Origin of the sequence: Sphingobacterium spiritivorum, from assembly GCF_016724845.1 — a bacterium.
Classification (GTDB): domain Bacteria; phylum Bacteroidota; class Bacteroidia; order Sphingobacteriales; family Sphingobacteriaceae; genus Sphingobacterium; species Sphingobacterium spiritivorum_A.
Genome location: NZ_CP068082.1, coordinates 37555 through 54547, shown reverse-complemented (window position 1 = coordinate 54547; position 16993 = coordinate 37555). Strand labels below are relative to the sequence as shown.

Genomic DNA, 16993 nt, shown 5'->3' with positions numbered 1-16993 from the left:
GATATAAATATTTTGACGTTGTCCAAATAAAAAGAAATTTATAAATCAATAAGTTATTTATTACTGGTTTCCGCCTCCGCTTCAGGCAGCTTCAGGAAAAAAAAAGCGACCACTAACAGTAAGATAATACAGGCGCCTATACTGTAATAGTAAGCTGTCAGCATGCTGCTTGATGAAAGCGAGGTTTTACTGAAATGAAAGAAAACAGTTGTGAGCAGGCCAACTCCAATCCCCACAGCGAGTTGCTGTAAGGTCAGATACATGCCTGAGGCTATTCCGACTTTTTTCTCCTGAATGGTTTTGAGTGCCATCGTCATCATAGAAGGAAGAACAGTTCCACATCCCAATCCGTACCAGAATAAGGTAAGCAGGATAACGGTATGCGAAGCATAGGACATACTAAATATCAGGAGATGCATACACAAGCCTATGGCCATGATGGATATTCCGCTGAGTAAAACCCTCTTGCCGTGAAGTACATTGTACCGTATGGAAACAAGCGAGGCCAATACATAACCTATTCCCTGTGCTACAAAATAGAGCCCGGTCTGTGTAGAACTGACATCCAGTCCTCTTTGTAAATAAAGAGAGGTCAGGATAAAATAAGAATCCTGAACCATATAGTAGAACAGAGCTGACCATAGTCCCAGTCTGAAATACGTGTTGCGAAATAAACTGAAATCTATAAGGGTTTCCAATCCCTTGCGGTGATCTTTCTTTTGCAGATAAATAAAGCACAGGCCAAAAATAAAAGAGCAGAGCAAGAGGACAGTATACCATACAGACCAGGGATGTTCTGCAGCCTGTATGATTGGGTAGATGAGTGTCATGATAGTGAGCGCAAGCAGAATAACCCCGCTGCTATTAAACCGGCCTTCAGCAGGCTGATGATGATCCGGAAGGTAACGCATTGCTAACAGGAGCGAGACTAATCCTATGGGAATATTGATCAGAAAAATAAGCCTCCATCCGTCTGTAATCCATTGTATATCCGGTAGAATACCTCCCAGAAACTGACCCAGTACAGAAGCCGCGCCGGCGATACTGCCATATATGCCTAAAGCTTTGGCGCGATCTTTTTCCGTGTCAAAGATATCCGGAATAAAAGCTATGCCCTGTGGTACCATAAAAGCGGAGCTAACTCCCTGAATAAGTCTTCCTGCCAATAGTATTTCTGCATTTGCTGCTATACCGCATAGTGCTGATGAAAGAATAAAGAACAGCATGCTGAGGTTATATACTTTCTTCTTACCCCAATATGTGCCGGCTTTACTTCCTGTAACCAGTAAGCTCGCATATCCGATAACATACAGAATGACTATCCATTGTGCCTGGCTGTCTTTAGCATGCAAGCCAGTCTGAATGGAAGGAAGAGAGACATTGATAATAAAAAGATCGATTACAAAAAGGAAAATTCCGGTGGATACCAGGAGCAGCTGCACGTATCTATTCATAGCTTTTTTATATATTTACGTCTCAAAATTGGCGTATAATTGTAGTATAATCAAGTAGTTGTAAAAAGAGGCGTAGGTATGGAAAGTAATACTAATACTGAGAATGAGGCTATTGCAGAATTAAAAAATAAGATACTAAAACAAAATAGTTGTGACTTGTCGGCTGTGTTTAAAATAATAGGAGGAAAGTGGAAGATCCTGCTTATAAAATCTATTTTGCATGGGTGTCCCAAGCGATTTGGTGAATTGAGAAGAGAACTGGAGGATCTGGCACAGACTACTTTGACCACACAGCTGCGGGAGCTTGAACGTGATGGTATCATAAGCCGTAAAATTTATGCAGAAACGCCTCCGAGAGTAGAATACAAACTGACTCCATTAGGCTTGACACTGATTCCGGTGGTTCAATCCTTAGAAGACTGGTGGCATCAGTATAATGAACAGAGAACAGATGTATAAATCTGTTCTCTGGCCAATACAATTACTTGTGCAGTCTGCTAAGAAAATGCAGATTACAGCATCATTCCACCAGATACTTCTATGCGTTGTGCGTTGATCCAGCGGGCTTCTTCGGTACAAAGGAAAGCCACTACACCACCGATATCTTCGGGTACGCCTGCACGACCAAGTGCAGTTACTGAAGCAATAGTCTTGTTCATATTTTCATTGTCACGTACAGCGCCTCCACCAAAATCCGTTTCAATAGCACCGGGAGCAACTACATTGACCCGGATTCTTCTTTCTCCCAGTTCTTTTGCCAGATATTTGGTAAGCGTCTCTATAGCTCCTTTCATTGAAGCGTAAGCTGCGTATCCCGGAAATGAAAAACGTGCAAGACCGGTAGAGATATTGATTACAGAACCTCCGTCATTCATGAGGGGTAGAGCTTTCTGTGTCAGAAAAAACACTCCCTTGAACTGAATATTAAGCAGAGTGTCGAAATCCTCTTCAGTCGTTTCCGCAAAAGACTTGTGAATACCTATCCCCGCATTATTAATAAGATAATCAAAATGTGCTGTTCCAAAAGTATCTTTCAAAACATGCTGTACCTTACCGAAGAAATTTTCAAAGCCTGCAGTATCTGCGACATTGAGCTGTATGGCGACAGCACGCTGTCCCAGCTGGTTTACCTGTTCGACTACTTCCTGCGCTTCATCATGTCTGCTGTTATAGGTCAGTATAATATCTATACCTTTCTGAGCCAGCCGAAGTACCATTTCTTTTCCCAGTCCGCGGCTTCCGCCAGTAACTAGTGCAATATTGTGTTGTTTCATTTTTTTTCTTATTTGACAGACACAAAGGTATAGCGGACAGATCTGAAAAAATGGTGAGTAGTTCAGTATTTTGCACAGGTGTGGAATCAGGCGACGCTGCTCATATTTTTCGCCGTTCGATCTGTCAAAATCTGATTGCGGTACTGTTTCGGCGTTAATTGTGTGAATCGCTTGAAAAATTTAGTGAAGTTGGAAGGATCATAGGTCAGCAGCACCGCTATTTCCTGAATACTTTTATTCGGTTGAGCAAGCAGAATTTTAGCTTGTTCAATGATCTTTTCCTCAAAGAAGGAGCAGGCTGACCGTCCTGTAGTACGTTTGATGGTATTGCTGAGATGGCGCGGATGAATGTGCATATGATCCGCAATATCCCTGATTTCATACATGTCCGATATCCTGCCCTGTAGCAGATCATCCAGATGCTTATCCAGTTCATCCATAAAAATTGCAGTTAACTCCTGTTGTCTTTGTGGTGTTTTTGTTGACGTATCCATACCCATGGCTGCTAATACTTCCGAATATAGTTAAGATTTTAGAAAAAGATGGAATTTGATATCCTATATATTCATCTGAATTTTATGTGGTAATTAAGATTTTGGGAAATATTTGTGTTCTATAATTTCTGTTTCATAATTTCTCATTTAATTTTTTTATAATTCATCGGAATATTTTATTTTGGAATAATTTTTTGTGATCGCTGTTCATTATTATTAAGACATACGGTCATATCCCCTCCGAGGGGCATCTGAAGTGAAAAACATACTTATGGAAGAAACTAATCTTATCCGATTGTTAGTGGTCGGTATTGTGGTAAGCAAATTGATTGTTGCAGTTTTGTTTGTCTTATTCTATCGAAAAAATAAACAACTCTCAAAAGAGCGGCAATCCCTTGTCGATGCCAATGCGGAGATCAACCGTTATGTTGGCCGTATTGAAGAGCAGAACAGAGCCCTCGTGGAGGCGGAACAATTTAAAGCTAAGATTTTCTCGGTTGTATCACATGATCTGCGTGTACCTGTAAGTACCTTTCAGACGCTTTTATCCTTTTCCAGAGTGGTAGAGATTCCTCCTGAAGAAATTCGGAAAACTCTTATTAAAATCGGTTCAGAACTGGATGATTCGTCCAAAATGCTGGATGAAGTACTGATCTGGGCTGCTGAACAAATGACAAATGAAAAAATAATCCTTGCTCCATTGTCAGCTTATGAACGTGTAGAAGAAGCATATCATTTGTTCTATGAACGTATCAGTTTTAAACAACTGATATTTATGAATAATATTCCAAAGGATTTTGTTCTTATGGGTAACAAAAAAATAGTTGACCTTATAATTCGTAACCTGATAAGCAATGCCGTGAAGTTCAGTCTCAGCGGACAGGAAATTGTAGTCGGTCTCTCCTCTTCACCGGCTAATCATATATTGTATGTTCAGGATAACGGTGTTGGTATGAGTGAAGAGCAGGTGGCATCTTTGCAAACTGCAACCATTAAATCCAGTTCGGAAGGAACTTTCAAAGAAAAGGGGGCTGGCATCGGTCTTGTTTTATGTTATGATTTTGCACATCGTCTGGGCTGGAATATAAATGTCAGCAGTAAAGAGGGAAGTGGAAGTATCTTTCAAATCCAAATCCCTGTTCATGTTTCTTAATTGCATAGTCTTTAAAAGGTAAAAGTCTGTGTTGCTTATTTACTGATCTTTTGGCTTGGCATCTATTAAAATAGCCAGCTGGATACATGGGGCGTCTGATCTGTTGCTCCAGGCATGGTTAGTGCCACATTGAATAACTATATCTCCCGGGTGTAACAGCGTTTCTTCACTGTCGGTAATCAGATAAATCTCTCCGGAAAGAATTACAATGTAATCCAGACTGGGCGTTTTGTGCATCAGCGGATGAGGTTGTCCGGCGGGAGCACTGATCCCAAGGTCGTGATCGGGAGGAATCTGCACATACCTGAAATAAGTGCCATTTGTGATCGGATTGGGGATAGCCGTATTGGGTATGGGTATTTCGGCAGAAAGACTTGCGGGCATCTCGCTCGTCTGCCAGATGTCTGAAATAATGAGACCCGGATAATGTTCCGAAACATTTGTTACGATTTCATCACTTTCAACATAGGATTGTCCGTTAGTCTCAGCTGTAATAACTCTTCTGGGTATGCTGTTCATATAATCAGATTTGATTTTGCATAATTAATTTTGATCCCGGGGTGCGATTATTTTGGAGCAAATGCTGTGCATACTCTGCATTTTCAGCAGACAGTCCTCCGATGACAGTTATAGCGGGAGGTGTTACTTCAGTCTCATCTATATAATGACGGATCTGCTGCAGTGATTGCCTGAAATAAGCATATCGTTTCTCTCCGGCATATACAAAGTTTGAAATGTGATGGACAGTCGCACCGATATCAAAAAGCATATCTCTGCCTTTTGCTGATATTCTGTTGGTAATGTCCACATACACTGCATTTGCCTTCATGACTTCTGCTGCGATTTCAGACAGGTAATGGCCTACGCAATCGACTACAATATCAAATTTGACACCTCCATTCCGTTTTATTAATTCACTACTTAGCGCAGGATTATGATAGTCTGCTATCTGCTCCTGTTGTACGCCGATCATTGTCAATTGTTGGTGCCTGTCTTTATTTCCTGCTGTGACGGTAAGGTGCTTGATACCTTTAGCTAACAGTAATTTAACAAGGAAATTTCCGACACCTGCAGAAGCTCCCGTGACCAGTATACGTGTCTCGGGTGTCAGAGCTATGCGGTTGAGTGCCTGTAGTGAAGTTATGCCTACTACAGGTAAGGCTGCAGCTTCTTCAAAGGATACAGACTGAGGTTTGAGTGCGGCTATCTCCTGTGGAACAAGGATATGGGTGGCGTAGCTTCCGTTAGATCCCATACTGCCACAGGCACAGAATACTCCATCTCCGATCCGGAAATCTGTAACTGCTGAACCTGTTTTTTCTACTATGCCCGAAAATTCACGCCCCAGTATAGGTGAAAAGAGGTATTTTCTTTCCTGCTCACTTTCGCGCATCTGATAGTCAATAGGGTTGAAGGCTGAAGCCATGATGCGGATGAGTACTTCATTTTCAGATACAGGGCGCATTTCGACCTCCTGGTCTATCAGTTCGTTTTGCTCATTTAATACGATTGCTTTCATCTTTACCGTTTTATTACAAAGTTACAGGTCAAATGGTATAACTTTAGTACCAGTTAACTATTGGTTACCGGTAACACTAATGAAATCAGGATATGAGCAATATGGCGATTAATGATAAGGTACGTGAGACGACATGCAGTGAAGAGCTGATGGCTATCCGTGATAGTCTGGATATATTGGGTGGGAAATGGAAATTAATGATCTTACGCTACCTCAGCAACCGTCAGGGACAGGATATACATTTTAAAAAAATGCAAAGAGAAATATCCGGAATCTCTGCGAAGATGCTCAGTAAAGAGTTAAAAGATCTGGAACGTAATCTGCTGATTACACGTTCGGTACAGGATCAGCACTTGATAATGGTGTATTATGCTGTTACGGAATATGGAAAGAGTGTGTTGCCGCTGACTGAAAATCTTGTGGAGTGGGGGCTTTATCACCGGGAGAAGATAAAAGCAGAAATGAAATAATTGAGGAGAGGGGTTGTGCGTACAGCCCCGCCTGACCATACGGTCTGACGAGGCTGTACCTTTTACGTTGTTAAAAGCTATGCTTTTTACATTTTTTCTTGTTTTTGTTTTTCCTGCTTTTGCTCATAATAAGAAATCATTTGGGCAAGTTCATTTAAATCAAGATCGGATTTGATATCCAGAAATACCAGTTCATCATCATCCGCAATTCCCAGCATTAATCTTTTGATACGGTCACCTTTCATCTTGCCGTTGATAGATACTATCGAACCGTCACTATAGACACTGGCCATTTCTTCAAACTTATTCTTTGCCAGATATTTGTTAAAATCCTTCATAAGCAAACCTTTTTTATCATTTGATATCGTCATCACTTTAAGGCTTTTAAGTTTTTTGAGCAGCATGGCAATCATCGGATCTTCTTCTTCCAGTTCTTTTATTGAGCCTTTTAAGAATGGATTAAGTAGTAATCCTGGTACTTTTACCGAAACAATTTCCGCTCCTTTTGAGATACTGTTGTGCTGCACAAAATCCATATTTGGACGGCTCTTTACCAGGCAACTTTGCAGCAGAAAGCAGCTTATCAGGATGAGGGTAGATGTAAATAAAGTCTTCATGATTAATTTACGCTGTTAATGAGTTTGCTGATATCATCGTATTTTACTTTTCCATCCAGTATCATAAAAATGGTCGAATCATCTGTAATAATACTGAGCAATAAGTTGTTGATGGTTTCGGATTGTGTGTTTTCTGCCAGAAACTTAATTTTATTCTCTTCCGAATTGATCATCATCAGTTCCTCATAGTTTAACTTACTGATCGCTTTTGATACATCAGATTGCAGTTCGGGAGTGTCTCCTTCGACAATGAGCATTTTGATAGAATTGATATTTGTCAGAAGCGGACGAATGCTTTCGAGATCATTATCTGACAATTTCATCTTATTGAGCATCGAAAACATTGGTTTTCCGATCTTAATGGAGGTGACACCCTTGCCTTCTTTGTACTGATCAAAAATCTGATCGAGTTTTGACAGTTGCGCCTGAGATATGCTAAAGCACAGCAGGCTCACGATAATTAATAGATGTTTCATTTTTTTTGGTTTTTAAAGTTCTATAGTTAAATATTTAATATTCCTGGTTGCTTCCAATCCTTTCCGGATATTATTGGATGCCAAACTGAGCACTTCTTCTGTGATTTTTAAAGCTTCTTCTTCATTGTATATCTTCACTCCGTTTACCTCCACATAAAGTTCGTTTTCAGGAATAGGGACAGTTATTGTTTTTGTTACTTCTTTCTTAATGACCTTCTTTTTTTGAGGCTGTCTGATGGCTGCTATTCTGACCGGAGTTTCTATTTCGGGTTGTGTCGTATTTACTTCCTGTGGCTTAGGCACTTCTTTGTTCACCGGTACAGTCAGATGTGGTTTTGTATCATCCGTTTTAGCCAGTTCTGTATGCTCTTTTTGTGTAGCACTGAAATACCATATTCCACCTGCGACAAAAAGCAATGATGCAGCGACCGATATTTTTCGGTATATGCTCCGGATCTTAGGTCTGTCATTCTGTTGCTGATCCGGTGCAACTGTATTGATGAAATCATCAAACTGCAGATTCATTTCCTCTTCTTCAGTTGCCTTAAGTACAGAAAAGTAAGGATCTGCCTGTTCAGCTTCGCGGATCATCCGATCTTCTTCCAATGAAGATTCGCCCGCCCAGTATTTAGCTTTTAATCGCTCTAATTCTTCTTTCTTCATAATCAAAAATCATTGTTAATCCATTCTTTACGGTATTGCGTGCACGTGACAGATTCACTCTGGCCGCATTCTCATCTATTCCGGTTAATTCACAGATGGTATCAAATTCATATTCTTCTATATCCCGCAGATACATCACTAATCTTTGCTTTTCAGGTAACCTGTCAATCAGCTGGAGAATCAGGTCCCGGGTCAGAGCGGGATATTTCTCTTTCTGGACTTCCTGCATTTCATAACTTTCCGCTTTATATTTTACAGCTTCTCTGCTTATCTTATTTAAAGACAGGTTTTTTGTCATGCGCATCGCATAAGCCTCGACATTCGATACCTTGCTGAGCTCCATACGAGATTCCCAGAGTTTGATCAGTACTTCCTGTACAATATCAAAAGCATCTTGCGGATCAACCAGGAAGCGATTTGCAAACCGGAATAATTTATCCTTATGGATAAAAACGACCGATTTAAAAGTTTCCTGTGTCATATTTTTGCTGCTTTATATGAAGAAGACAATTGAGGAGAGGGAAATATTACATCAAATATTGAATTTATTTTCAGGAATCAATATTTTGGAATATATGTATTTGATAATAAGGTGTTTATGTTGTTTTGTTTTTATTAATAATCAGGCTGACTTTGTCAGACAGTGGGCGTATCTCCGAATTTTTGATCGAGAACCTGACGCCTGTACCGGAATATTTCCGCTAATCGTGGTTTGACAATCCAGTTGTGCGTTAGCTCTCCAAGCCATCCGAATGGCAATTCATAATCTACCGTATCTTTCATCAATACGCCTTTGTCATTGGGAATAAATTCATGGTGATGGTTCCATAACTTATACGGTCCTTTAGCCTGATAGTCTGTAAAACTTTTCTGAAAGTCTACCTGTGTAATTTTGGTTTCCCAGTTTATTGTGATGCCAAATAGCGGTGAAACACGGTAGCGAATAAGCATTCCTTCATAAATTTCATCATTGTCAAAGGATGTCAATACGGTGAATTTCATTTCGGGAGGAGTAATTTTGGAAAGATTATTTGCTGCAGAAAAAAATGTCCATGCGGTCTGCAGATCGCAATTGAGCTGTTGTTCCTGATATAATCGATGTATCATTGTTTTAATTTGAGGTAGATATTTCAGTTAATAATTCAGATTAAAGATAGTGATTCCTGAGTTTGCAAAGAGGGTAGGATAGTGAAGTTTATTCAAATTTCTTTATTTAATCTATAAATTATTTTAACTGTATTAACAGGGACTCTGAATATTCTCTTACCTTTACGGTTCAACAGATTTTGAAAAAGATGAAAGAAGGCTTTGAAATATTTTTAAAGAAATTTGAGAACAGAATACATGAGCTGTTCCACCACGAATCAGATATAAATGAATTAAGTATAAACCGTGGACTTCCTCAGGATGTCTGGGACAAAATAATGGAACTAAAGCCTCTTTCTGTCGCCATCCCAGAAACTTTTGGAGGGAGAGGAGCAAAGGTCAGTGAATGTCTGTCCATCCTTGCTGCTGCTTCTTATGAATCTTTGCCGTTATCATTGACCTTTGGAATCAATATTGCCCTTTTTCTGGAGCCGTTAGCGAAATATGGTCATTCAGATGTACAACAGCCTATATTTGATCGTTTCCTTCATCACAAAGCGATGGGCGGACTGATGATCACAGAACCGGACTTCGGGAGTGATGCGTTGAATATGCGTACACAATACGAAGAGTCGGAAGCAGGTTATAAGCTTAAAGGACAAAAACACTGGCAGGGACTGACCGGTATGGCAGATTTTTGGATCATTGCAGCCCGTAAGGATATGGGACAGGGCGATCTTGCCCGTGATGTTGAATTTTTTGTTACGGATAACAGCCGTCCGGAGCAACAGATACAGGTAGAACATTATTTTAATAATCTGGGACTATATATGATTCCGTATGGTATGAATACCATCGATCTGGAAGTACCGGCCAATCAGAAATTATTGCAAAAGAGTACAGGTATCAAGATGATGCTGGATATTCTTCACCGGAGTCGTCTGCAATTCCCGGGTATGGGAATGGGCTTTATTAAACGTATGCTGGATGAAGCCTTGTCGCATTGTACCAGCCGTAAGGTAGGAGGGCAGCAACTGCTGGCTCTAGATTCTGTACAATATCAGATATCCCGTATTCAATCTTCATATAGTCTGTGTTCAGGAATGTGTGCACGCAGTTCTTCTATGAGTGGAATCGATCAGGATCTGGCTACTGCAGGGCTGGAAGCAAACAGTATGAAAGCATTGGTAACCGATCTGATGCAGGAAGCAGCGCAAATCTGTGTGCAGCTGTCCGGTTCAAGCGGTTATAAAATTGATCATGTAGCCGGACGCGGTATCGTAGACAGCAGACCTTTCCAGATATTTGAAGGATCTAACGAAATGCTTTATACTCAGATTGCAGAAATGGTTATCAAGCAGATGAAGAAATCCAAGGAAAGCAATTTTGGTCAGTATTTACAAGGATTTGAACGTTGCGATCGTGTCGCAGTCCTGTTTAAGCCTGTGCTGGATTTCCAGATCACCGAAAGTCTGGTACAGAGACAAATGGTTGTTCTTGGTAAGATTATCGCCAGATTAGTATGTTTACAGTATGTGGGTGATATGACAGATAAAGGTTTCAGAACAGATCTGTATGACAACTGTGTCAAACATATTGAGATGGATATCAAAAAATTATTGTCTGATTTCCTGAATTACAATGATGCAAAGCCAATTGTTGAATATCAGGAACAGTCCAACTGGATAGATTTTATTTAATCTTACAGCCATACTACTTGCAAAAGGGATCTTTAAACATTTTAAAGCTCCCTTTTTTGCTCTTGCTTATGTATCAGGTGCGAAAAGAGATTTTTTTAAGATAGGGGATATGTGTCTGCAGAGGTACAGGATATTTGTTTTTCAGCTGTATTTTGTTTATATTTGTAAACACGCCTTACACTTACTCCTCTCCCTTCGCTTTTTTCGATAAAAGCCATTTGATCAGGAATGCCAAGTTTTTCGCGCTTTACACCTCTTTTATTAATTAACACATTTTTAATGGCACAAACACAGCAAAAAAAAGAAAATCAAAAGAAAAAATTAGAAAAAAGAAAATCAAAAGAACAAAAAAAAGAGTATAAAAAAACTCACAATTCCAAGGGTAAATCACTGGAAGAGATGTTTGTCTATGTTGACGAATTTGGAAATCTCTCTAATACTCCTCCTACCCAAAAGTACGAATTCAAGCCTTCAGATCTGGAACGTCCTGTCATCGAAGAAGAATTTTCATTCGGAAAAGTTTCTTTCTTCAATGAACAAGGTCAGTACGGTTTTATCCGCAACAATGAAACGCGTGAAAGTGTATATTTTAACACCAATCTTGTTGGTTTCGTACTGTATATAGACCAAAAGGTCAAATTTAAATATCAATCTACCAAACAGGGGCTACAGGTTACATCCGTAGAAGTTATCAAATAAGCGATAACGGAGCTGTAACTCCGGCACCGTATCCTTGCTACCCGGCTGAACTATTCAGACGTTGTTTTTTCAAACAGCACTTCCTTAGCTCCGGTGGCGGATACTTTACAGCCTACGATTCTGGAATGCTGATCCCTGACAAATTCCTCTTTGCGGAAATATCCTTCTTCAGTATTGAAGGTGTCAGGCATTGGCATCGGATTCATAGGAATGTTTCCATTCAGCATAAGTTAAGTATCAGGCTAAAAGTATGGATTTGCGATCAATACGATCGGATGAAAGATATTCAAAATATCTGATCTGCCATTCTTTTGTTTTCATAGCCTGCTTATTTTCAGGATTATCCCAGGGGGCATATACCCTGAAACCTCTTTTGCCAATTATGTTGTCATGCGTAAAAATTTTCATTTTTCTCAGAATATCTGCTGAGAATATAAAGACTCCGTAACGATCCTTATCCGTTACAAGTATAATAACCCTATCTACCTGATCTGTCGTGTCAAACGGCTGCGTTTCTCCTGAAGAACTGTTTCTCTTCCACAGTGTTACAAACTGCCCGATTTTTTTAGGTGTAATATTCGCCTTGCGAAAGAGAATGGTTTCATCCTCTGCCACAAATGAAGCGGCATGATAGCTGCTGCTTTCTTTATCAAATTGGAGTTGCTCCAGTTGTGAAATTGGTGAATACAGCTTTTCAATTAATGGGGTGATAATGTTTGTATGTATAGCAGCAGACATAGACAGGTGATGTTTCTTTATTTTACTAAAGTACATTTTTTAGCGCTTTTCTATAAATCAGACCGTGTCAAAAGAATAAACTTCAGCAGATTGAATAAAACCTGTTGTATAAAAAAGAACAAAATGGAATTTGTCGTGTTTTTAATAAAAGTATGTTTCGTATACATTTTGGTTAAAATTTAATAATTTTATGAAACATTTCTATTCATTACGTGTTTTTTATTCATTATTAATCCTTATGCTATGAAATTCATTATTCTTTTTCCCATATTCCTGCTTCTTATATTATCCGGCTGTCAGACATCATCCAAAAAGGACATTGCGGATATAATCTATTTCGGCGGTCCTATTCTGACTATGGAAGATGATAATCCGGAAGTCGAGGCTATTGCTGTAAAAGACGGAAAGATTCTGTTCAGCGGGACAAAGGCTGCTGCTGACCAATACACAGGAGAAAACACAACCTTACATGACCTTAATGGCAAAACGTTACTTCCCGGATTTATAGATGCTCATGGGCATCTGGCCTCCAGAGCAGGAATGATGCAGGCTATAGATTTGTCTCCGACTCCATACGGAACGGTGAATTCTATTCCGGATCTGCAGAAAACCCTGAAAGAATATATAGAAAAAAACAACCTTACAGCGAGTCAGCCTATAATGGGTAATGGATATGACGATGCTATCATGTCTGAGCACAGACATCCAACCCGTGAAGAACTGGATGCTATAAGTATGACGAATCCTATTATAGTGATTCATACTTCAGGACACGCAAGTGTCGCCAATTCGGCAATGTTAAAGCTGGTTGGTATAGAGGAAAATGCAAAGGATCCGGAAGGAGGACATTATGGAAGAGACATCAAAACAAAGAAACTGAATGGAAAACTGGAAGAAAATGCCAGCTTTACAGCCCTGATTAAATTGACGACGCTGTTGTCTAAAAATGCTAAATCAGGAGTTGACAAAACTCAACAGGAATTAGATAATCTTGTTAAGGCGCAGGACGAATGGTTGAGCTATGGACAGACGACGATCTGTGAAGGCAGAACAATGGGAGAGAGTGTGGGGCTACTCAAGGAAGCAGCTTCTAAAGGCTTATTTAAAGCTGATGTTATTTACTTTCCGGATTATGAATTTTTTAAAGCGCAACTGGATGCCTTCAAGCCGGAATATATGGTCTATACAAATCGTCTTAAATTAGGTGGCTTCAAATTTTCGGATGACGGATCGCCTCAGGGAAAAACGGCATGGCTGACACAGCCTTATCTGATTCCTCCGGAGGGACAGGGAGCAGATTATAAAGGCTTTCCTATTTTTACTGATTCGGTACTTTATGAAGATCTGAAGACTCTTTTTGAAAATAATATTACGGCGCAGCTGCATGTCAATGGGGATGCCGCTATAGATCAGGCTATTCGGGTTATAAAAAAGCTGAAGGATGAAGGGATTTATAAGCCTGAGCTGAGGGCTACACTTATACACGTACAGAACAGTCGTCCGGATCATATAGCCAGAATCAAAGAGATAGGGGTGATTCCTTCCTATTTTTCGACACATGCCTATCTGTGGGGAGACTGGCATTATTCCAGTGTATTCGGTCCGGAGCGGGCAGCCTTTATCAGTCCGGCTCATTCCGCTCTGAAAGCAGGGATTTTGTTTACTATTCATCATGATGCTCCCGTGACTCCTCCGGATCTGATTACAGCTGTGTATGCTGCAGTGAACAGAAAGACAAGATCAGGGAGAATACTGGGGCCAGACGAACGGGTAAAGCCTATAGAAGCACTAAAAGCGATAACGATCAATGCTGCATATCAATTTCACGAAGAAGAATATAAAGGATCTCTTAAAGCAGGTAAACTGGCTGATCTGGTGATTCTGAATCAGAATCCGCTTACTATTGATCCGTTAAACATCAGGGACATACTAGTGATGGAAACCATTAAAGAAGGCAAGACAGTCTATAAAAAATAATGTCTGGAAAGGAATACTACTGACTAAAATATTAGTTATGAAAAAGTCATTATTACTACTACTTATTGTACTCTTCGGAGGTATTGCTCAGGGACAGGGTCATTATACAGGATCTTCCTTTAATCCAGGAGACTATTTTGCTCCCCATTCAGGCTGGATTATTCCGGTATGGTATGGGTATGCAAATATGAACTATTATAATGCAGCAGGTAATCGATCAGATCAATTGATTAATCCGGCTCCGGAAAATCCTACAGATTTGAAAATCAAGCAGAATGTAAAGACCAATTCTTTTATCCTGATGGCAATTTATGGAGGTAAAGGCAAAATTTTAGGAGCAAACTGGGGTATCATGGTAATTCCTACATTAAACAGTCCTACAGCAAATATAGCCTTAGACTATTATTCAAGTCAAACCGGTTAGGGTAATTATGTATTTACCAATAAAAGCCTTGGCTTCGGAGATATGTATCTTCAGCCTGTCTGGCTTTCCTGGACAAAGGGAAAGTACAGTTATGCCCTTAATTATGGGGTCTGGGCACCTACTGGTAGATACAAACCTCATGATCTGGATAATGGAGGCCATGGCTATTGGTCGCATAATGTACGAGTGGCAGGAAGAATGAAACCAATTCCTCGGTTAAGTCTGAGTCTGGCAACAACTCTTGAAATGAATCAATGGCAGAAGGACACAGATTTTAAAGAAGGTAGTCACTTGACAGTAGACATGGGTGGCTCATATATATTGGATGGCAGAGGGGATGAAATCGGATTGTTTGGACACTATACCAGCCAGATCAGTGATGATAAAGGTACTAACGGAGGATTTGTATCTGACCGTATTGCTGGTATCGGAGGGTTCGGGTCATATTGGATTAAACCCATGAAAGTCGGATTGATGGGAAGAATTACGCAAAATTTCAATGTTAAGAATAGATTTGGAGGTACAGCTGTGCAGGTTGGTGTGAATTATCTGATCCCTGCAGCTCATTAACACCTTACATTTTCATTTTCTTTATGTATCTTGCAGGTAGAAAAATTTTTCTTAAAATGAATATATTTATTAGGCTGCAATTTCTCCTATTCTTTTTTTGTGGTTTTATTTCGATTTCTGCTGCTCAGGATCTCCTGAAAACAGAGAGAGGATATCCCGTTATTGTACATGCTGATACACTTTTCCATGTGAAAAACAAATTGGGTGCGCTTTCAGCAGCCGAACGCGCACAACGCACAACAGATAAGATCAAAGCACTGGATGATGATCTGTTTTTTATTGCAGATTCTTTGCTTACTGTACCTGATTCTCTGGTATTTGATATTGTGTACAAAGGAAATATACTCTTAAGTATTTCCAAACCGGATGCAGACTCTATGCAGGTTACTCCGGATGTATTGGCTGCGACCTATCAACAGCTGATATTGCAACATGTCAAAAAGTATAAAAGCGAAACAGATTTTGCAGAACTCCTGAAGCGCGGGGCAATGGGGACATTAATTCTACTTGTCCTTATCTTGTGTATTTACTACATGAACAGGTATTTCAACCGGTTTACGGCCTGGATTCTGCTCAAATTTAAGAAGAGAGCCGGAAGGATCAAGATCAAAGATTACGATCTGATTAATAAAGATACAGAAGTGATGCTGATCAAAAAAGCATTAGGCATCTTTAAGTATTTCTTGTTTTTCTTACTGATTTATCTCACCCTTCCGTTGATTTTCCGGTTATTTCCATGGACAAAACCCTGGGGCGATAATCTGATTAATTTTATAGTCAATCCGCTCAAAAATATTATTAGTTCCATAGTCGATTTTATTCCGAACCTGATTACGATTATAGTGATTTATATCGTATTTCATTATGTCAAGAAAGTCATTCGTTTTCTTGCCAATGAAATAGAGGCAGACAAGCTGAAGATCAATGGTTTTTATGCGGATTGGGCAAAACCTACCTATAACATTGTACGGCTTGTACTGAATGCATTTATGATCGTTGTGATCTGGCCCTTTATTCCGGGGTCTAATTCGGATATTTTCAAAGGGGTATCGGTATTTCTGGGTTTGATTATTTCGTTCGGATCTTCTTCTGCGATCAGCAATGGGGTGGCAGGAATGGTGATTACCTATATGAGACCTTTTAAGATCGGCGATGTGGTCAAGATCGGTGAAATCCAGGGAACAGTTCTGGAAAAGTCATTGCTGGTTACACGTTTACAGACCACAAAGAATGAAATTATTACTATTCCGAACAGTGCAATCCTCAACGGAAATACGATCAATTACACCAGTCTGTGCCGGGATGACGGATTAATCATACATACCACTATATCCATAGGTTATGATATCGGCTGGCAGAAGATTCACGAGTTGTTGATTGCTGCAGCACTAAAAACGGAAGGAATATCATCCAACAGAATGCCATTTGTATTGCAGACCAGTCTTGACGACTGGTACGTTTCTTATCAGATCAATGCGTATACCAATAGTCCTGAAAGGATGGCGCCGATTTATTCTGAGCTGCATAAGAATATACATGAAGCCTTTGACGGGGCGGGCATAGAAATGATGTCTCCGCATTATCAGGCTATACGTGACGGAAATGCGAGCACGATCCGAGGTGAAAAACAGGACGATATAGAGAAGTAAAATTTACGTAACAGGCTTGCCGTAGCTTCA

General features: G+C 39.9%; 21 protein-coding genes. 9 read left to right on the top strand and 12 right to left on the bottom strand.

The annotated features are described in order from the left end of the window. Window positions 1–53 precede the first annotated feature (53 nt). Window positions 54–1454 carry an MFS transporter gene (locus tag I6J03_RS00275; RefSeq protein ID WP_201694049.1) on the bottom strand — a complete coding sequence of 467 codons (1401 nt, stop codon included), beginning with the start codon at window positions 1452–1454 and terminating at the stop codon, window positions 54–56. Window positions 1455–1532: 78 nt separating this feature from the next. Here I6J03_RS00275 and I6J03_RS00270 point away from each other — a divergent pair, with 78 nt between their 5' ends. Next, window positions 1533–1913 carry a winged helix-turn-helix transcriptional regulator gene (locus I6J03_RS00270; RefSeq protein WP_003007105.1) on the top strand — a complete coding sequence of 127 codons (381 nt, stop codon included), beginning with the start codon at window positions 1533–1535 and terminating at the stop codon, window positions 1911–1913. A 53-nt stretch (window positions 1914–1966) separates the two neighbouring features. Here the strand turns inward: I6J03_RS00270 and I6J03_RS00265 are convergent, their stop codons facing one another. Both I6J03_RS00265 and I6J03_RS00260 read right to left on the bottom strand, forming a co-directional pair. After that, entirely contained in the window at window positions 1967–2728 is a 762-nt protein-coding gene (locus I6J03_RS00265) for an SDR family NAD(P)-dependent oxidoreductase (RefSeq protein WP_003007103.1), read from the bottom strand. A gap of 86 nt (window positions 2729–2814) precedes the next feature. Beyond that, complete coding sequence (locus I6J03_RS00260; protein WP_039990031.1) at window positions 2815–3222, bottom strand: helix-turn-helix domain-containing protein; 408 nt, start codon at window positions 3220–3222, stop codon at window positions 2815–2817. A 271-nt stretch (window positions 3223–3493) separates the two neighbouring features. Between I6J03_RS00260 and I6J03_RS00255 the strand changes: the two genes are divergently transcribed. Beyond that, complete coding sequence (locus I6J03_RS00255; RefSeq protein WP_003007098.1) at window positions 3494–4375, top strand: sensor histidine kinase; 882 nt, start codon at window positions 3494–3496, stop codon at window positions 4373–4375. 39 nt (window positions 4376–4414) lie between these two features. Here the strand turns inward: I6J03_RS00255 and I6J03_RS00250 are convergent, their stop codons facing one another. Both I6J03_RS00250 and I6J03_RS00245 read right to left on the bottom strand, forming a co-directional pair. Further along, window positions 4415–4894 carry a cupin domain-containing protein gene (locus tag I6J03_RS00250; protein WP_003007096.1) on the bottom strand — a complete coding sequence of 160 codons (480 nt, stop codon included), beginning with the start codon at window positions 4892–4894 and terminating at the stop codon, window positions 4415–4417. A 4-nt stretch (window positions 4895–4898) separates the two neighbouring features. Further along, a complete protein-coding gene (locus I6J03_RS00245; RefSeq protein WP_003007093.1) occupies window positions 4899–5894 on the bottom strand; it encodes an NADP-dependent oxidoreductase in 996 nt (331 codons plus the stop codon). Between the two features lie 92 nt (window positions 5895–5986). Between I6J03_RS00245 and I6J03_RS00240 the strand changes: the two genes are divergently transcribed. Further along, a complete protein-coding gene (locus tag I6J03_RS00240) occupies window positions 5987–6364 on the top strand; it encodes a winged helix-turn-helix transcriptional regulator (protein ID WP_003007089.1) in 378 nt (125 codons plus the stop codon). Window positions 6365–6450: 86 nt separating this feature from the next. Here I6J03_RS00240 and I6J03_RS00235 read toward each other — a convergent pair whose 3' ends face one another. The 5 genes from I6J03_RS00235 to I6J03_RS00215 form a co-directional block, all read right to left on the bottom strand. Beyond that, a complete protein-coding gene (locus I6J03_RS00235) occupies window positions 6451–6981 on the bottom strand; it encodes a DUF4252 domain-containing protein (RefSeq protein WP_232279708.1) in 531 nt (176 codons plus the stop codon). Between the two features lie 2 nt (window positions 6982–6983). Beyond that, entirely contained in the window at window positions 6984–7457 is a 474-nt protein-coding gene (locus I6J03_RS00230; RefSeq protein ID WP_003007079.1) for a DUF4252 domain-containing protein, read from the bottom strand. Window positions 7458–7469: 12 nt separating this feature from the next. Next, window positions 7470–8120, bottom strand: coding sequence for a hypothetical protein (locus I6J03_RS00225; protein ID WP_003007076.1), 651 nt, complete (start codon window positions 8118–8120; stop codon window positions 7470–7472). Beyond that, entirely contained in the window at window positions 8086–8601 is a 516-nt protein-coding gene (locus I6J03_RS00220) for an RNA polymerase sigma factor (RefSeq protein ID WP_201694047.1), read from the bottom strand. Before I6J03_RS00220 ends, I6J03_RS00225 begins: the two co-directional genes overlap by 35 nt. 155 nt (window positions 8602–8756) lie before the next feature. After that, entirely contained in the window at window positions 8757–9227 is a 471-nt protein-coding gene (locus tag I6J03_RS00215; RefSeq protein ID WP_003007066.1) for an SRPBCC family protein, read from the bottom strand. Between the two features lie 188 nt (window positions 9228–9415). On the opposite strand from I6J03_RS00215, the gene I6J03_RS00210 reads away from it, so the two are divergent. Beyond that, a complete protein-coding gene (locus I6J03_RS00210; RefSeq protein ID WP_039989943.1) occupies window positions 9416–10906 on the top strand; it encodes an acyl-CoA dehydrogenase family protein in 1491 nt (496 codons plus the stop codon). Window positions 10907–11185: 279 nt separating this feature from the next. Further along, complete coding sequence (locus tag I6J03_RS00205) at window positions 11186–11605, top strand: cold-shock protein (protein ID WP_003007055.1); 420 nt, start codon at window positions 11186–11188, stop codon at window positions 11603–11605. A gap of 50 nt (window positions 11606–11655) precedes the next feature. Here the strand turns inward: I6J03_RS00205 and I6J03_RS00200 are convergent, their stop codons facing one another. Beyond that, window positions 11656–11832 (bottom strand): hypothetical protein, encoded by a 177-nt coding sequence (locus I6J03_RS00200; RefSeq protein ID WP_003007052.1) that lies wholly within the window; start codon window positions 11830–11832, stop codon window positions 11656–11658. Between the two features lie 10 nt (window positions 11833–11842). After that, window positions 11843–12379, bottom strand: coding sequence for a MepB family protein (locus I6J03_RS00195; protein WP_003007050.1), 537 nt, complete (start codon window positions 12377–12379; stop codon window positions 11843–11845). 207 nt (window positions 12380–12586) lie between these two features. Between I6J03_RS00195 and I6J03_RS00190 the strand changes: the two genes are divergently transcribed. Genes I6J03_RS00190 through I6J03_RS00180 form a run of 4 tightly spaced genes read left to right on the top strand, consistent with a single transcriptional unit; the run spans window position 12587 to window position 16963 of the window. Next, on the top strand, window positions 12587–14320 hold the full coding sequence (locus I6J03_RS00190) for an amidohydrolase (protein ID WP_201694045.1): 1734 nt from the start codon (window positions 12587–12589) through the stop codon (window positions 14318–14320). Window positions 14321–14357: 37 nt separating this feature from the next. Then, window positions 14358–14744, top strand: a complete 387-nt coding sequence (locus I6J03_RS22675) for a hypothetical protein (RefSeq protein ID WP_003007038.1) — start codon at window positions 14358–14360, stop codon at window positions 14742–14744. 42 nt (window positions 14745–14786) lie between these two features. Further along, entirely contained in the window at window positions 14787–15314 is a 528-nt protein-coding gene (locus tag I6J03_RS22670) for a transporter (RefSeq protein ID WP_003007035.1), read from the top strand. A 56-nt stretch (window positions 15315–15370) separates the two neighbouring features. Next, window positions 15371–16963 (top strand): mechanosensitive ion channel family protein, encoded by a 1593-nt coding sequence (locus I6J03_RS00180; RefSeq protein ID WP_232279707.1) that lies wholly within the window; start codon window positions 15371–15373, stop codon window positions 16961–16963. The last annotated feature ends 30 nt before the right edge of the window (window positions 16964–16993 follow it).